The sequence below is a fragment of the Kosakonia sp. genome, from assembly GCF_032052965.1.
GTDB lineage: Bacteria > Pseudomonadota > Gammaproteobacteria > Enterobacterales > Enterobacteriaceae > Kosakonia.
The window spans coordinates 13334-26890 of record NZ_DAMBVN010000015.1 but is presented as its reverse complement, the minus strand read 5'-3'; the positions used below and the strand labels follow the sequence as shown (position 1 = coordinate 26890).

Annotated in this window: 14 protein-coding genes; 4 read left to right on the top strand and 10 right to left on the bottom strand. The window is 54.9% G+C overall.

Features of this window, described 5'->3' with window-relative positions; translation table 11 throughout:
• Positions 1-92: 92 nt before the first annotated feature.
• A complete protein-coding gene (locus RTX30_RS16745) occupies positions 93-716 on the bottom strand; it encodes a histidine phosphatase family protein (RefSeq protein ID WP_312691293.1) in 624 nt (207 codons plus the stop codon).
• Positions 717-1043: 327 nt separating this feature from the next.
• Between RTX30_RS16745 and RTX30_RS16740 the strand changes: the two genes are divergently transcribed.
• Complete coding sequence (locus RTX30_RS16740; protein ID WP_312691292.1) at positions 1044-1493, top strand: hypothetical protein; 450 nt, start codon at positions 1044-1046, stop codon at positions 1491-1493.
• A 403-nt stretch (positions 1494-1896) separates the two neighbouring features.
• The gene (mutS, locus tag RTX30_RS16735) at positions 1897-4458 is read left to right on the top strand and encodes a DNA mismatch repair protein MutS (RefSeq protein WP_312691291.1); all 2562 of its coding nucleotides are present in this window, start codon (positions 1897-1899) and stop codon (positions 4456-4458) included.
• 54 nt (positions 4459-4512) lie between these two features.
• On the opposite strand, the gene RTX30_RS16730 is transcribed toward mutS, so the two are convergent.
• Entirely contained in the window at positions 4513-5400 is an 888-nt protein-coding gene (locus RTX30_RS16730; RefSeq protein WP_312691290.1) for a LysR family transcriptional regulator, read from the bottom strand.
• 108 nt (positions 5401-5508) lie between these two features.
• Here RTX30_RS16730 and RTX30_RS16725 point away from each other — a divergent pair, with 108 nt between their 5' ends.
• Both RTX30_RS16725 and RTX30_RS16720 read left to right on the top strand, forming a co-directional pair.
• The gene (locus RTX30_RS16725; RefSeq protein ID WP_312691289.1) at positions 5509-6717 is read left to right on the top strand and encodes an MFS transporter; all 1209 of its coding nucleotides are present in this window, start codon (positions 5509-5511) and stop codon (positions 6715-6717) included.
• Positions 6714-7091, top strand: coding sequence for a DUF4440 domain-containing protein (locus RTX30_RS16720; protein WP_312691288.1), 378 nt, complete (start codon positions 6714-6716; stop codon positions 7089-7091). Before RTX30_RS16725 ends, RTX30_RS16720 begins: the two co-directional genes overlap by 4 nt.
• 65 nt (positions 7092-7156) lie before the next feature.
• Here the strand turns inward: RTX30_RS16720 and rpoS are convergent, their stop codons facing one another.
• From rpoS to ftsB, 8 genes are all read right to left on the bottom strand, one after another.
• Positions 7157-8149 (bottom strand): RNA polymerase sigma factor RpoS, encoded by a 993-nt coding sequence (gene rpoS, locus RTX30_RS16715; protein ID WP_312691287.1) that lies wholly within the window; start codon positions 8147-8149, stop codon positions 7157-7159.
• Positions 8150-8274: 125 nt separating this feature from the next.
• Complete coding sequence (gene nlpD, locus RTX30_RS16710) at positions 8275-9402, bottom strand: murein hydrolase activator NlpD (protein WP_409429826.1); 1128 nt, start codon at positions 9400-9402, stop codon at positions 8275-8277.
• Positions 9403-9518: 116 nt separating this feature from the next.
• Entirely contained in the window at positions 9519-10145 is a 627-nt protein-coding gene (locus RTX30_RS16705; RefSeq protein ID WP_312691286.1) for a protein-L-isoaspartate(D-aspartate) O-methyltransferase, read from the bottom strand.
• Positions 10139-10900: a 5'/3'-nucleotidase SurE gene (gene surE / locus RTX30_RS16700; RefSeq protein WP_312691285.1), complete on the bottom strand. Its 762-nt coding sequence runs from the start codon at positions 10898-10900 to the stop codon at positions 10139-10141. The genes RTX30_RS16705 and surE overlap by 7 nt, the downstream gene beginning before the upstream one ends.
• The gene (gene truD / locus RTX30_RS16695; RefSeq protein ID WP_312691284.1) at positions 10881-11930 is read right to left on the bottom strand and encodes a tRNA pseudouridine(13) synthase TruD; all 1050 of its coding nucleotides are present in this window, start codon (positions 11928-11930) and stop codon (positions 10881-10883) included. Before truD ends, surE begins: the two co-directional genes overlap by 20 nt.
• Entirely contained in the window at positions 11927-12406 is a 480-nt protein-coding gene (gene ispF, locus RTX30_RS16690; protein WP_312691283.1) for a 2-C-methyl-D-erythritol 2,4-cyclodiphosphate synthase, read from the bottom strand. The genes truD and ispF overlap by 4 nt, the downstream gene beginning before the upstream one ends.
• Positions 12407-13117 carry a 2-C-methyl-D-erythritol 4-phosphate cytidylyltransferase gene (ispD, locus tag RTX30_RS16685; protein ID WP_312691282.1) on the bottom strand — a complete coding sequence of 237 codons (711 nt, stop codon included), beginning with the start codon at positions 13115-13117 and terminating at the stop codon, positions 12407-12409.
• Between the two features lie 19 nt (positions 13118-13136).
• Positions 13137-13466, bottom strand: coding sequence for a cell division protein FtsB (gene ftsB, locus RTX30_RS16680; RefSeq protein ID WP_312691281.1), 330 nt, complete (start codon positions 13464-13466; stop codon positions 13137-13139).
• Positions 13467-13557 lie beyond the last annotated feature (91 nt).

The window sequence follows — 13557 nt, the reverse complement described above, 5'->3', positions numbered from 1 at the left end:
TGAGGTTACAAATATGTGCAGGTAAAAAAGAGTCGCTTTCCCGATGCAGCAGACTCTTCAGTTGGCATCAGTCTCAAACCTGCTATGTCTTTCTAACTTTCAGGCAGACCCAGTAAGTGCGTGGCTATTCCCCAGCGGATCGCCATCGCGTTACCTTCCTGCATCTCTAATACGGAATAACTCGCATTTGGGTGCGCATAACGCGAGAAAGGGTCAATCTTGCCCTCTTTGAGGAGCGCAAGCGCCCCTTGCACCACATGTCCATGCGTGACGACACAGAGGGTTTGATGAGAAGCCGTCGCCATCAAAAGGCGTAAAAAATCCATCAACCGGTAAGCAGCCTGCACCAGCGACTCGCCGTCGGGTGGGCAAAACCCGGCGTCTCGTTCAAATAGCGCCCGGGCATGACCCGGGTGATCGCACTGGAGTTGCTGCGTTGTCATCCCTTCATAAAGACCAAACGCCTGTTCTTTCAGGGCGTCTTGCGCCACCAGCGGGCAGCAGAAATGCTCCGCCAGCGCCAGGCCCATATGCCAGGCGCGGCCGAGAGGCGAAGCATAAACAGACTCAACGGCATACCCGGCATCCGTTAATGCGGCAAGTAATGCGGAAGTTTCCAGTACGCCCCGTGCGGTTAAGGGGCTATCCTGGTGCCCTTGTATTATTCCACGCTGGTTCCATTCCGTTTCGGCGTGCCGTACCAGGATCACTTTCATCGCAAATTCCGTTGTCTCAGTCGTTGGCCCCATCCACCAGAGCGGCGATGGCAGGTAAATCCATTTAATAATGGCAGACTCCTGACGCTTTAGATTTATCTGAACACAGACTTTTTTCGTTCTTGCCCTGATAGCCAGGCATGCTGATTAACCGGAACCGTATATCCGACAGCCAGAAGCGGTATCAGAAATTCGCTGTTAAGCCCATGAACAGCTGTGATGAGTTCACATTTACTGACGACAGAACCGCAACGTTTTCATCCTGCAAAGTTGACAGTGTTGATGCCATCGTTGAAGATTCACGCCAGCAAATAGTTGAGGTGAAATATGCATGAATTAGTGACTTTTTTGTTGATGGTGTTGCCCTTTATTCTGTTTATCATCCTGATAAAGTGGTTTTCCAGAATGCTTCACCATCCCCAAAAAATCATTCCAGAACCTAACGGAATGATGAAAATATCATCATCACCCTCCTATTTTGGAGGTTCATCCTCGGATGCAGACTATTATTATGATGATCACTATTTTTATGAAGTTAAAAATAATAACCCGCATAAAATTCAGCTTTCTCAAATAATCCGTGTTAAACCAGGTTTTACAAAAATAAATAACAGACGAAACTGGTGCGTGACCTATCTAATCCATAACCAGAAAAAAGAGGTTCATTTCTATAGCAATTTAACATTGTTTAACCATAACTTTGCGGGCTTTTTACTGGCCGTAAAAAAAGCAAACCCGGAAGCGGAACTGAAAAAATTATCACTATTTAATTTGTAACAAGAGGGCCACGTCTTGGGTTTATATTTGAATTACCTGACGCAATTTATTCCCCACGTGCCGAGCCTCGTATCAAAAACCTGAGGGGTAGCGGGGCATATTCGGCTTTGTCTTCATAGTAACCGGGCGCAGCTCAACTGCTGCAAGGGTTAAGAATCAGCAGAAATACTGAGCGCCAGGCATCACCGATATCTTTCTCCCCCGCACTCAGCATTTCTGTCGTTTGCAACGACGGTGGTTTCCTCTTGTTTTCCTGCTATCAAGACTCCGTTATCATGCACTCTGCGCATTTGAAAACTGAAATCCAGTGTTTCAGAAGATCTGATGAGATGATGTGAAACTCAATGAGAACAATAAATATCACTAACTCATTAAAATTTAAGAAAATGGACATCATAAGCTGATGAGTACGACTGAGAATTTCGACGCCCACACCCCAATGATGCAGCAGTACCTGAAGCTGAAAGCGCAGCATCCGGATATCCTGCTGTTCTACCGTATGGGCGACTTCTACGAGCTGTTTTATGACGATGCCAAACGCGCATCGCAGTTGATGGATATCTCGCTGACCAAACGTGGTGCCTCGGCGGGTGAACCGATCCCGATGGCGGGCGTTCCGCACCATGCCGTCGAGAACTATCTGGCGAAGCTGGTAAGCCTTGGCGAGTCGGTGGCTATTTGCGAACAAATTGGCGATCCGGCTACCAGCAAAGGGCCGGTCGAACGTAAAGTCGTGCGTATTGTCACGCCGGGCACCATCAGTGATGAAGCGCTGCTGCAAGAGCGTCAGGATAACCTGCTGGCGGCAATCTGGCAGGACAACAAAGGCTTTGGCTACGCCACGCTGGATATCAGTTCCGGGCGTTTTCGCGTTAGCGAACCGGCCGATCGCGACACCATGGCCGCTGAGTTGCAGCGCACCAACCCGGCGGAGCTGCTGTATGCAGAAGACTTTGCCGAAACGGCACTGATTGAAGGCCGTCGCGGCCTGCGTCGCCGCCCGCTGTGGGAATTTGAAATCGATACCGCGCGCCAGCAACTGAACCTGCAATTTGGCACCCGTGATCTGGTGGGGTTTGGCGTGGAAAACGCACCGCGCGGTCTGTGCGCCGCCGGGTGTCTGCTGCAATATGTGAAAGACACGCAGCGTACCGCCCTGCCGCATATCCGCTCTATCACGATGGAACGCCAGCAGGACACCATCATTATGGATGCCGCCACGCGGCGAAATCTGGAAATCACCCAAAACCTGGCCGGCGGCATTGAAAACACGCTGGCCTCGGTGCTGGATTGCACCGTTACCGCCATGGGTAGCCGCATGTTGAAACGCTGGCTGCATATGCCGGTACGCGACACCCGCGTGTTAACTGAACGTCAGCAAACCATCGGCGCGTTACAGGAACGTACCGCCGAATTGCAGCCGGTTCTGCGCCAGGTCGGGGATCTGGAACGTATTCTGGCGCGCCTGGCGCTGCGTACAGCCCGCCCGCGTGACCTCGCGCGGATGCGCTACGCTTTTCAGCAACTGCCGGAGCTGCGCAACCTGCTGGCGGATGTCGACAGCGCGCCGGTGCAGGTGTTGCGTGAAAAAATGGGCGAATTCAGCGAACTGCGTGAGCTGCTTGAGCGTGCGATTATCGACGCGCCGCCGGTGCTGGTGCGGGATGGCGGCGTGATCGCGCCAGGCTATAACGCTGAGCTCGACGAGTGGCGCGGCCTGGCTGACGGCGCCACCGATTATCTGGACAGGCTGGAGATCCGCGAACGCGAACGCCTCGGGCTGGATACGCTCAAAGTCGGTTATAACGCCGTGCATGGCTATTTTATTCAAATCAGCCGTGGGCAAAGCCACCTTGCGCCGATCCATTATGTGCGTCGCCAGACGCTGAAAAACGCCGAACGCTACATTATTCCTGAGCTGAAAGAGTACGAAGACAAAGTCCTTACATCGAAAGGCAAAGCGCTGGCGCTGGAGAAACAGCTTTACGACGAACTGTTCGATCTGCTGATGCCGCACCTGGCAGAGCTACAACAGAGCGCGTCTGCGCTGGCAGAACTGGATGTGCTGGTGAACCTGGCGGAACGCGCGGATACGCTGAATTATTGTTGCCCGACTTTTAGCGAAAAACCGGGCATTCGCATCAGCGAGGGGCGTCACCCGGTGGTGGAGCAGGTGCTGAAAGAGCCGTTTATTGCCAACCCGCTGAATTTATCGCCCCAGCGTCGGATGCTGATCATTACCGGGCCGAATATGGGGGGTAAAAGCACCTATATGCGCCAGACTGCCCTGATTGCCCTACTGGCTTATATCGGCAGTTACGTACCGGCACAGAAAGTGGAGATCGGGCCAATCGATCGCATCTTTACCCGCGTCGGCGCTGCCGATGACCTGGCCAGCGGGCGCTCCACGTTTATGGTAGAGATGACCGAAACCGCCAACATCCTGCATAACGCCACGGAAAATAGCCTGGTGTTAATGGATGAGATTGGACGCGGCACCTCTACCTATGATGGCTTGTCGCTGGCATGGGCCTGCGCGGAGAATCTGGCGAATAAAATCAAAGCGTTGACGCTGTTCGCGACCCATTATTTTGAACTGACGCAACTGCCAGAAAAAATGGAAGGCGTGGCCAATGTGCATCTCGACGCACTCGAGCATGGTGACACCATCGCCTTTATGCATAGCGTGCAGGATGGCGCAGCCAGCAAAAGTTATGGTCTGGCGGTGGCGGCCCTGGCCGGCGTGCCAAAAGAGGTGATCAAACGTGCGCGCGGCAAACTGCGAGAGCTGGAGAGCCTGTCACCAGGTGCGGCGGCCACGCAGATTGATGGTACGCAAATGTCCCTGCTGGCTACTGCGGAAGAAACCAGCCCGGCGCTGGAAGCGCTGGAAAGTCTCGATCCGGATACCTTAACGCCCCGTCAGGCGCTGGAGTGGATTTACCGACTGAAAAGCCTGGTGTAAAACCGGGCCGCTTATCCGGCCTGTCTCCGTTGCAGGCCGGATAATGATGTCGCGCTAATCAAGCCGTGCGCGCAGGAAGTCGACAAAAGCGCGCACTTTAGCCGGAACATGCTGTGCATCTGCGTACAAAGCATAAACTCCTTGCTGCCTAAAGGTATATGCGGGCAAAACGTGGACTAACCGCCCTTCTGCCAGCGCACGTCTCACCAGCCACTCCGGCAGCAAAGCCACTCCGCACCCGGCAAGGGCAAAGGCCATCAACGCCTGAGCACTGTCTGCCGACAAACGCATTGCGGTTTTAATTTCCAGCGTTTCACTGTTGCCACTGGCATCGCACACCTGCCAGCGCAGCGGTGTAGTGAGCCGTTCGTGGATGATCCACTGCGTCTGCGCGAGCATCTCCAGCGAGGTGACAGGCTGTGTCGCCAGCCACTGCGGCGCGGCGACGGGCAAAATCGCAAATTGCGAGAGTAAAGCCGCGCGATAACGAGAATCAGCAAGCTGGCCGAGACGAATGGCCACATCAAAACGATCTGAAATCAAATCCGCATGATGCGAGGACGCCACATGACGGATACGCAGCGCCGGATGAAGCTGGCTGAACGCCGCAAGTGCAGGGATCACGACCTGCACGCCATATTCCGGCGTGGTGGTAATGCGCAGTTCACCACTCAGCCCGGTGTGACTGGCCCTCACCTCATCCTGCAAGTTCACCGCGGCATTTAACAACTCCACCCCTCGTTGATAAAACAGCGTGCCCGCATCGGTCAGCGTCAGACGGCGGGTAGATCGCAGAAGCAAGGTTACTCCCAGCTCATTTTCCAGCTGGCGAATATTAAAACTCACCACGGCTTTGGTCTGCCCCAGCGCAGCGGCGGCGGCGGTAAAACTGCCGCTGTCCACCACCGCCACAAAGAAGGTCATCCGTTGCAAATTGAGCATGCGCGCCCCGTTACTGTCAAAAATAATTTGACAGTATATCGCCGCTGTCGCCGTTTATCCCGCTGCTTTCGGCCGCTACATTACCGCACCCACTCCGGAGGATGAAGAATGGCTTATCGCAATAAAGTCGCGGTGGTTTACCTGCTGGGCTTTTTTCTCGACTTAATCAATATGTTTATTGCCAGTGTCGCCTTTCCGGCGATGGCGGCCACACTGCAGGCTTCCGTCTCCGCACTGGCCTGGGTCAGCAATGGCTATATCGCCGGGCTGACACTGGTCATGCCATTGAGTGCATGGCTCACACGCCGGGTTGGCGCACGGCGGCTGTTTATACTGTCGTTGGCAGTGTTCAGCGCCGCCGCTCTTGCTGCCGGGCTCGCGGGTTCGCTCGCCAGCCTGATTTTCTGGCGCGTAATACAGGGGGTCGGCGGTGGTCTGCTGATCCCGGTGGGACAGGCTCTGACGTGGCAACAGTTCCCGCCGCATCAGCGCGCAAAAATCTCCTCCGTGGTTATGCTGGTTGCCCTGCTGGCTCCTGCATGCTCGCCTGCGGTCGGCGGACTGTTGGTACAAACCTTAAACTGGCGCTGGACCTTCTTCGCTACTGTGCCTGTAGCCCTCATGGCGTTGCTGCTGGCCTGCCTTTGGCTTAACGAAACACCGATAACGGCAGGGAGTAAGCGACTGCTGCACTTGCAGCTGCTAAGAAACTCGTTGCTGCGCTTTGCCATGGTGGTTTACCTCTGCGTGCCAGGGATGTTTATTGGCATTAGTGTCGTCGGGATGTTTTACCTGCAACAGACGCTGAGAATGACGCCCGCCGCCAGCGGCGCATTAATGATCCCATGGTCGCTGGCATCGTTTATCGCCATTCTGGTTAGCGGTAAATTTTTCAATCGCGTCGGCCCCAGGCCGCTCATTATTAGCGGCTGTCTGCTGCAGGCCGTCGGCATTCTGATGCTGACCGCCATCACGCCGGGGAGCGCGTACAGCATGCTTATTGCCGCGTTTGGGTTAATGGGCGCAGGCGGCAGTTTGTGTAGTAGTACTGCGCAAAGCAGCGCCTTTTTGACCGTCTCACATCAGGATATGCCCGATGCCACAGCACTGTGGAACATCAACCGACAGTTGAGTTTTTTGTCAGGCGCTACTGCACTGACGCTTTGGCTGGGGCTGCTTCAGCAGGTTCTGCCGCAGGTGCAGGCCTGGCGCTGGACCTTCAGCGCGGCGGCGTTTATCTCACTTTTGCCTCTGTTTGCCGCATTCCGGCTGGATAACCGGCACACCCTTCACCACCTTCGTCAGGAGAAGTTATGAACCCGAACATCACAGAAGTGATTAATGCCCATATCGCCATTGAGAACTGGCTTAGCCGGGGGGAAGGCCCCCTTGAACCATTGCTGGCGCGGTTTGCTCCGGATTTCACGATGGTAACGCTCAGCGGCGCATGCCTTGATAACGCCACGCTGGCGGATTTTTTCCGTGCGCAATGCGGTGTCCGACCGGGGCTGCGTATCCAGGTGGACTGCATTGAAGTACTGGCGGAGTGGCAGGATGGCGCCGTGCTGCGCTACCAGGAAACGCACAGTCTGCCGTCCGGGGGAAATGTACGCTGGTCAACGGTAGTATTCAGACAGGAAGGCGACCGGCGGGTCTGGCGTCACTTGCAGGAAACGGCACAAGCGCAGTAGCCGGAAAACAGGCAAAGAAAAAGGCCGGAGCGTATGCGACCGGCCTTTTTGGCTTGAATAGGTGCTTATTCGCGGAACAGCGCTTCGATATTCAGCCCTTGCGTTTGCAGGATTTCACGCAAACGACGCAGACCTTCAACCTGAATCTGGCGAACACGTTCACGCGTCAGGCCAATTTCGCGGCCAACATCTTCCAGTGTCGCAGCTTCATAACCCAGCAGACCGAAACGACGCGCCAGCACTTCACGCTGTTTGGCGTTCAGTTCGAACAGCCATTTGACGATGCTTTGCTTCATATCATCGTCCTGCGTGGTGTCTTCCGGGCCGTTGTCTTTTTCATCGGCCAGGATATCCAGCAGCGCTTTTTCAGAATCACCACCCAGCGGGGTGTCAACTGAGGTAATGCGCTCATTGAGACGCAGCATACGGCTGACATCATCAACGGGTTTATCCAGCTGTTCGGCAATCTCTTCCGCACTCGGCTCGTGGTCCAGCTTATGGGACAACTCGCGCGCTGTACGCAGATAGACGTTCAGCTCTTTAACAATGTGAATCGGCAGACGAATGGTACGGGTTTGATTCATAATCGCCCGTTCAATGGTCTGACGGATCCACCAGGTCGCATATGTTGAGAAACGGAACCCACGTTCAGGGTCGAATTTTTCAACAGCGCGGATCAAGCCCAGATTACCCTCTTCAATCAGATCCAGCAGCGCCAGACCACGATTGCTGTAACGACGGGCAATTTTAACCACCAGACGCAGGTTACTTTCGATCATGCGACGGCGGGAGGCAACATCTCCACGTAATGCACGGCGTGCAAAATAGACTTCTTCTTCGGCCGTTAATAATGGGGAATATCCAATTTCGCCCAGGTACAGCTGAGTCGCGTCTAAAACACGCTGGGTGGCACCCTGCGATAACAACTCCTCTTCGGCCAGGTCGATATCACTGGGTTCCTCTTCTACTAAGGCTTTTTCGTCAAAAACCTCTGCTCCGTTCTCATCAAATTCCGCATCTTCATTTAGATCATGAACTTTCAGCGTATTCTGACTCATAAGGTGGCTCCTACCCGTGATCCCTGGGCAAAGCGCCAAACCACACTTTATTTCGCCCGTTGCAGCGGCATCTGCGCGCGCTGCAACGGCTCAACAAAGGCGTGTTTCAAACACTTTGCACCGATTTATCGCTGCGGCAAATAACGCAGCGGGTTAACGGATTTCCCCTTGTAACGAATTTCAAAATGCAAGCGTGTAGAACTGGTTCCGGTGCTACCCATGGTAGCTATTTTCTGCCCCGCCTTAACTTCTTGTTGTTCCCGGACCAGCATCGTATCGTTATGGGCGTAGGCGCTCAGGTAATCATCGTTATGTTTAATAATGATGAGGTTCCCGTAACCGCGTAGCGCATTACCGGCATATACAACGCGCCCATCTGCGGTCGCGACGATAGCCTGTCCTTTGCTACCCGAGATATCGACCCCCTTGTTGCCACCTTCGGTAGCAGAGAAGTTATCGATAACTTTGCCCTCAGTCGGCCAGCGCCAGGAAGAGATTGGCGAACTGGTGGAAGTACTGCTGGCAGTCGGTTCGGTTGTGCTAACAGAGGGTGCAGTAACAGGCGCTGTAACTACTGTTGCAGGCTTGTTATTAGGCAACATTTTATTAGCACTTTGTTCACCTGAATCCTCAGAATACGTAATTGTCGGTTTTGAAGCAACCACTACGGTTGAATTTTGTGCAGGTTTTGAGACGATTCCTTGCGCAGTTGCATCAGCCTGAGTTATTGCATTTCCGCCAGTAATTGGTGTACCAGATGCATTGCCAACCTGCAGCGTTTGCCCGACTTCCAGTCCATACGGGGCTGCAACGTGGTTTCGCTGCGCCAAATCGCGGAAATCGTTCCCGGTGATCCAGGCGATATAAAACAGCGTATCCCCGCGTTTAACGGTATAAGTGCTGCCGCCCGTATAGCTACCTTTCGGAATGTTCCCATACTGGCGGTTATAGACGATACGACCATTCACGGTCTGCACAGGCTGCTGAGCCACAGGCTGGATCTGTGTGGGCTGTACAGTCGGACGCTGCACCGGTTGAATTTGTGGTTGCTGCTGTGCAGAAGTGCCCAGTTTTGGCGGCGGAGTAATCAGCATCCCGCCGGAACTGGAACCGGAACTTGCGCTGCTAGTGCCGCCTACGGAACTCACAGGCGCTGGCGCGTTAGTGGAATTTGAACACCCCGCCAGCCAAATTGAAACCAGCGACACTGCCGCAACACGACGTACGGTGAATTTAGGGCTTCCCGTGCTCATTTTTCCCCCAACAATATGTATGTTACCAATGACTTAAAAAATAACCGCTAACGTCGGCGGCAAATTTGCCCACCATACGCTGTTATTGCCTGAAAAACCCAGGAAAACTCTGTTTCTCAGGCCAGTTCGCCTCTTACCAGCGGAACAAAGCGCACGGCTTCAACGGTATCGATAATAAATTCGCTGCCACGCCGACGAACACGCTTCAACTGCTGTTGTTCATCGCCCACGGGCAAAACGAGAATGCCGCCCTCATCCAACTGCGCCATGAGCGCAGCTGGAATTTCCGGCGGTGCGGCGGTGACGATAATCGCATCAAACGGCGCGCGCGCCTGCCAGCCTTGCCAGCCATCACCGTGCCGCGTAGAGACATTGTGCAAATCCAGCTGTTTCAGCCGTCGACGCGCCTGCCACTGCAATCCTTTAATTCGCTCAACGGAGCAGACATGGTGCACCAGTTGCGCCAGGATGGCCGTTTGATACCCGGAGCCTGTACCGATCTCCAGCACGCGGGAGGCTGGGGTCAATTCCAGCAGCTCGGTCATTCGCGCTACCATATAAGGCTGGGAAATAGTTTGCCCCTGGCCAATCGGCAGCGCGACGTTTTCCCACGCTTTATGTTCAAACGCTTCATCGATAAATTTCTCGCGCGGCACCAATGACAGCGCCTCAAGCACCTGTTCATTTTTGATGCCTTGCGCGCGTAATTGAGCGAGAAGATCCTGTACGCGTTTGCTTACCATTGCCTGTTCACCCCGGCACGCTCCAACCAACCCGACACCACATCATGCGCGCTGTAAGCCGTTAAATCCACATGCAGCGGCGTGACGGAGACGTAACCTTCATCAATGGCGGCAAAATCGGTGTCCGGCCCGGCATCGCATTTCTCACCAGGCGGCCCAATCCAGTACAGCGTATTGCCACGGGGATCTTCCTGCGGGATCACCTGATCGGCCGGATGGCGGCTGCCACAGCGGGTAACACGGATGCCTTTGATCTCCTCAAGCGGGAGATCCGGCACATTGATATTGAGAATCCGTCCGGTACGCAGCGGCTCGCGGCTCAGCGCCCGCAGGATTGAGCAGGTGACCGCTGCCGCGGTTTGATAGTGGGTATGACCGTTGAGCGACACCGCTAGCGCGGGGAAGCCCAGATGGCGGCCTTCCATTGCGGCGGCGACAGTCCCGGAATAGATAACATCATCGCCAAGATTTGGCCCGGCGTTAATACCCGAGACAACGACGTCTGGTCGCGGACGCATGAGCGCATTAACGCCAAGATAGACACAGTCCGTCGGGGTGCCCATCTGTACGGCAATGTCGCCGTTATCAAACGTAAAAGTTCGGAGCGAGGATTCAAGCGTCAACGAATTCGATGCGCCGCTGCGGTTACGATCGGGAGCGACGACCTGAACATCGGCAAACTCCCTGAGAGCCTTAGCCAGCGTCTGGATACCCGGCGCATGGACCCCGTCATCGTTACTCAGCAATATTCGCATAATCACCCGATGTGTTAATGAGTTCCCTGATAACACTGGTTGCAAAGCTTCCCGCCGGCAACCAGAAACGTATTTCGACAGTGGTATCATCCCACCAGTCCCAGCAAAGCGACTGCGGATAGAGCAGCATTGCACGGCGTGCGGCCTCGACCTTCTCGCGCTGCAGCAGCGCCTGTAATTCCGGCGCATCGGCAATGGCTGATTGTTCAAAGGCCAGCGCTTCACGCTGAGTTCCCCATTCACCGCTGCCCGGCAGCGCTGCGGTCACCAGCAACGCTTTATCGTCAACGCGCGATTGCAGTTCCACCCGCTCTTCCGGGGTGGCAACGAACCAACTGCCGCGCCCCGCTAATTGTAGCGCATCGCCATCAACAACTTGATTAAAGTCCGTTTTCTTCAGTCGCTCGCTTACGATCTGGTTAAACAATGCACTGCGTGCCGCCGACAACCAGAAACTGCGCTTATTACGATCGCGCACAGGCGCATCACTCTGCGCCCAACGCAGCGCGCCCTGCAGGTTACTGCCACCGATGCCAAAACGCTGCGCGCCAAAATAGTTAGGCACGCCCTGCTCCATGATGGTCTGCAAACGCGTTTCAACATCTGCACGATCGCTGATTTCACGTAACACCAGCGTAAAAGCATTCCCCTGTAAGGCACCCAGACGCAGTTTGCGTTTATGACGGGCATACTCCAGCACTGTGCAGCCCTCAAGCTGAAATGCGCTGAGATCCGGCATTGCATTACCCGGCACGCGCGCACACAGCCACTGCTCCGTGACAGCATGCTTATCTTTCTGCCCGGCGAAACTCACTTCGCGTGCATGAATTTTAAGGAATTTTGCCAGCGCGTCAGCGACGAAGCGCGTGTTACACCCTTTTTTCAGAATTCGGACAAGAATGTGCTCGCCCTCGCCATCCGGTTTGAAGCCAAGATCTTCCACCACCACAAAATCTTCCGGGCTGGCCTTCAATACACCCTTGCTAACCGGTTTCCCGTGCAAAAAAGTCAAATCATCAAAATCGATCATTTGGCCGCCTTTACCAGCAGCGCGACCGCTTCACAGGCAATACCTTCGCCACGCCCGGTAAAACCAAGCTTCTCGGTGGTGGTGGCTTTTACGTTGACATCATCCATGTGGCAGCCGAGATCTTCGGCAATAAAAACTCGCATTTGCGGAATATGCGGCAACATTTTGGGAGCCTGCGCAATGATGGTGACGTCAACGTTACCCAGGGTATAACCTTTGGCCTGAATACGGCGCCAGGCTTCGCGCAGCAGCCCACGGCTGTCTGCGCCTTTGAAGGACGCGTCAGTATCCGGAAAGAGCTTTCCTATATCACCCAGCGCCGCAGCACCCAGCAGGGCATCGGTCAGCGCGTGCAGCGCCACATCGCCATCGGAGTGCGCCAGCAGCCCTTTTTCATAGGGAATGCGTACGCCACCGATAATAATCGGGCCTTCTCCGCCAAAGGCGTGTACGTCAAAACCGTGTCCTATGCGCATTTATGCTTTCTCCTGGAGGTCTGAATGGGTCAGATAGAATTCTGCGAGTCGTAAATCTTCAGGTCGTGTCACTTTGATATTGTCTGCTCGCCCGGCGACTAGCTCCGGATGGAAACCGCAATGTTCCAGCGCCGATGCTTCATCTGTAATGACCGCCCCGTCGTTCATCGCCCGAACAAGGCAGTCATGCAGCAGCGCCAGCGGGAAAAATTGCGGCGTCAGCGCATGCCATAAATCATTGCGCTCAACGGTATGGGCAATCGCGGTTTTCCCCGGTTCAGCGCGTTTCATGGTATCGCGTACCGGGGCTGCAAGAATGCCGCCAATGCGGCTGGTGGCGCTCAATTGCAGCAGACGTTCGAGATCATCCTGATGCAGGCACGGGCGCGCAGCATCGTGCACCAGCACCCACTCTGCGCCCGCGACGGCTTTCAGCCCCGCCAGCACGGAATCGGCACGCTCGGCACCGCCATCCACCACCGTGATCTGCGGATGTTGAGCAAGGGAAAGACTGGCGAAGCGTTCGTCGCCAGGACTCACAGCGATGATCACCCGGCCAACGCGCGGGTGCGCGAGCAGCGCGGAAACCGCGTGCTCAAGGATCGTTTTATCGCCGATGGAGAGATACTGCTTAGGACATTCCGTTTGCATGCGGCGGCCGAATCCGGCGGCCGGCACCACAGCACAGACGTCCGGAATCATTGCTGACATGTCGTAAATCCGGGACTGGTTAAGGTCTGTTTTGTGTATTTTGTGTGTTTTGCGCTGACCCCGGCGTGCGTTTCGATGCATCCGGCACCAGACGATAAAAGGTTTCGCCCGGTTTCGTCATGGTTAATTCATTACGTGCACGTTCCTCGATAGCTTCCTGACCGCCATTGAGGTCGTCAATTTCGGCGAAAAGCTGATCGTTGCGCGCTTTTAATTTGGCGTTCGTCGCCTGCTGTGCTGCCACATCTTCGCTGACGCGGCCGTAATCGTGCAGACCATTCTTGCCAAACCACAGCGAGTACTGTAGCCAGACCAGCAAAGCCAGCAATAGCAGCGTTAGTTTACCCATCCTGCCCCCTGAAAAACGGCATCATCATCCCATAACTTTTTGTCAGGCTCCACTCCGGGGCCGGGTGATACCGCGCAAGCGCCGACTTTAG

Coding starts and splice junctions, on each gene's coding strand:
- RTX30_RS16745 (WP_312691293.1), bottom strand. CDS start 716: ATGAAAGTGATCCTGGTACGGCACGCCGAAACGGAATGGAACCAGCGT.
- RTX30_RS16740 (WP_312691292.1), top strand. CDS start 1,044: ATGCATGAATTAGTGACTTTTTTGTTGATGGTGTTGCCCTTTATTCTG.
- mutS (WP_312691291.1), top strand. CDS start 1,897: ATGAGTACGACTGAGAATTTCGACGCCCACACCCCAATGATGCAGCAG.
- RTX30_RS16730 (WP_312691290.1), bottom strand. CDS start 5,400: ATGCTCAATTTGCAACGGATGACCTTCTTTGTGGCGGTGGTGGACAGC.
- RTX30_RS16725 (WP_312691289.1), top strand. CDS start 5,509: ATGGCTTATCGCAATAAAGTCGCGGTGGTTTACCTGCTGGGCTTTTTT.
- RTX30_RS16720 (WP_312691288.1), top strand. CDS start 6,714: ATGAACCCGAACATCACAGAAGTGATTAATGCCCATATCGCCATTGAG.
- rpoS (WP_312691287.1), bottom strand. CDS start 8,149: ATGAGTCAGAATACGCTGAAAGTTCATGATCTAAATGAAGATGCGGAA.
- nlpD (WP_409429826.1), bottom strand. CDS start 9,402: ATGAGCACGGGAAGCCCTAAATTCACCGTACGTCGTGTTGCGGCAGTG.
- RTX30_RS16705 (WP_312691286.1), bottom strand. CDS start 10,145: ATGGTAAGCAAACGCGTACAGGATCTTCTCGCTCAATTACGCGCGCAA.
- surE (WP_312691285.1), bottom strand. CDS start 10,900: ATGCGAATATTGCTGAGTAACGATGACGGGGTCCATGCGCCGGGTATC.
- truD (WP_312691284.1), bottom strand. CDS start 11,930: ATGATCGATTTTGATGATTTGACTTTTTTGCACGGGAAACCGGTTAGC.
- ispF (WP_312691283.1), bottom strand. CDS start 12,406: ATGCGCATAGGACACGGTTTTGACGTACACGCCTTTGGCGGAGAAGGC.
- ispD (WP_312691282.1), bottom strand. CDS start 13,117: ATGTCAGCAATGATTCCGGACGTCTGTGCTGTGGTGCCGGCCGCCGGA.
- ftsB (WP_312691281.1), bottom strand. CDS start 13,466: ATGGGTAAACTAACGCTGCTATTGCTGGCTTTGCTGGTCTGGCTACAG.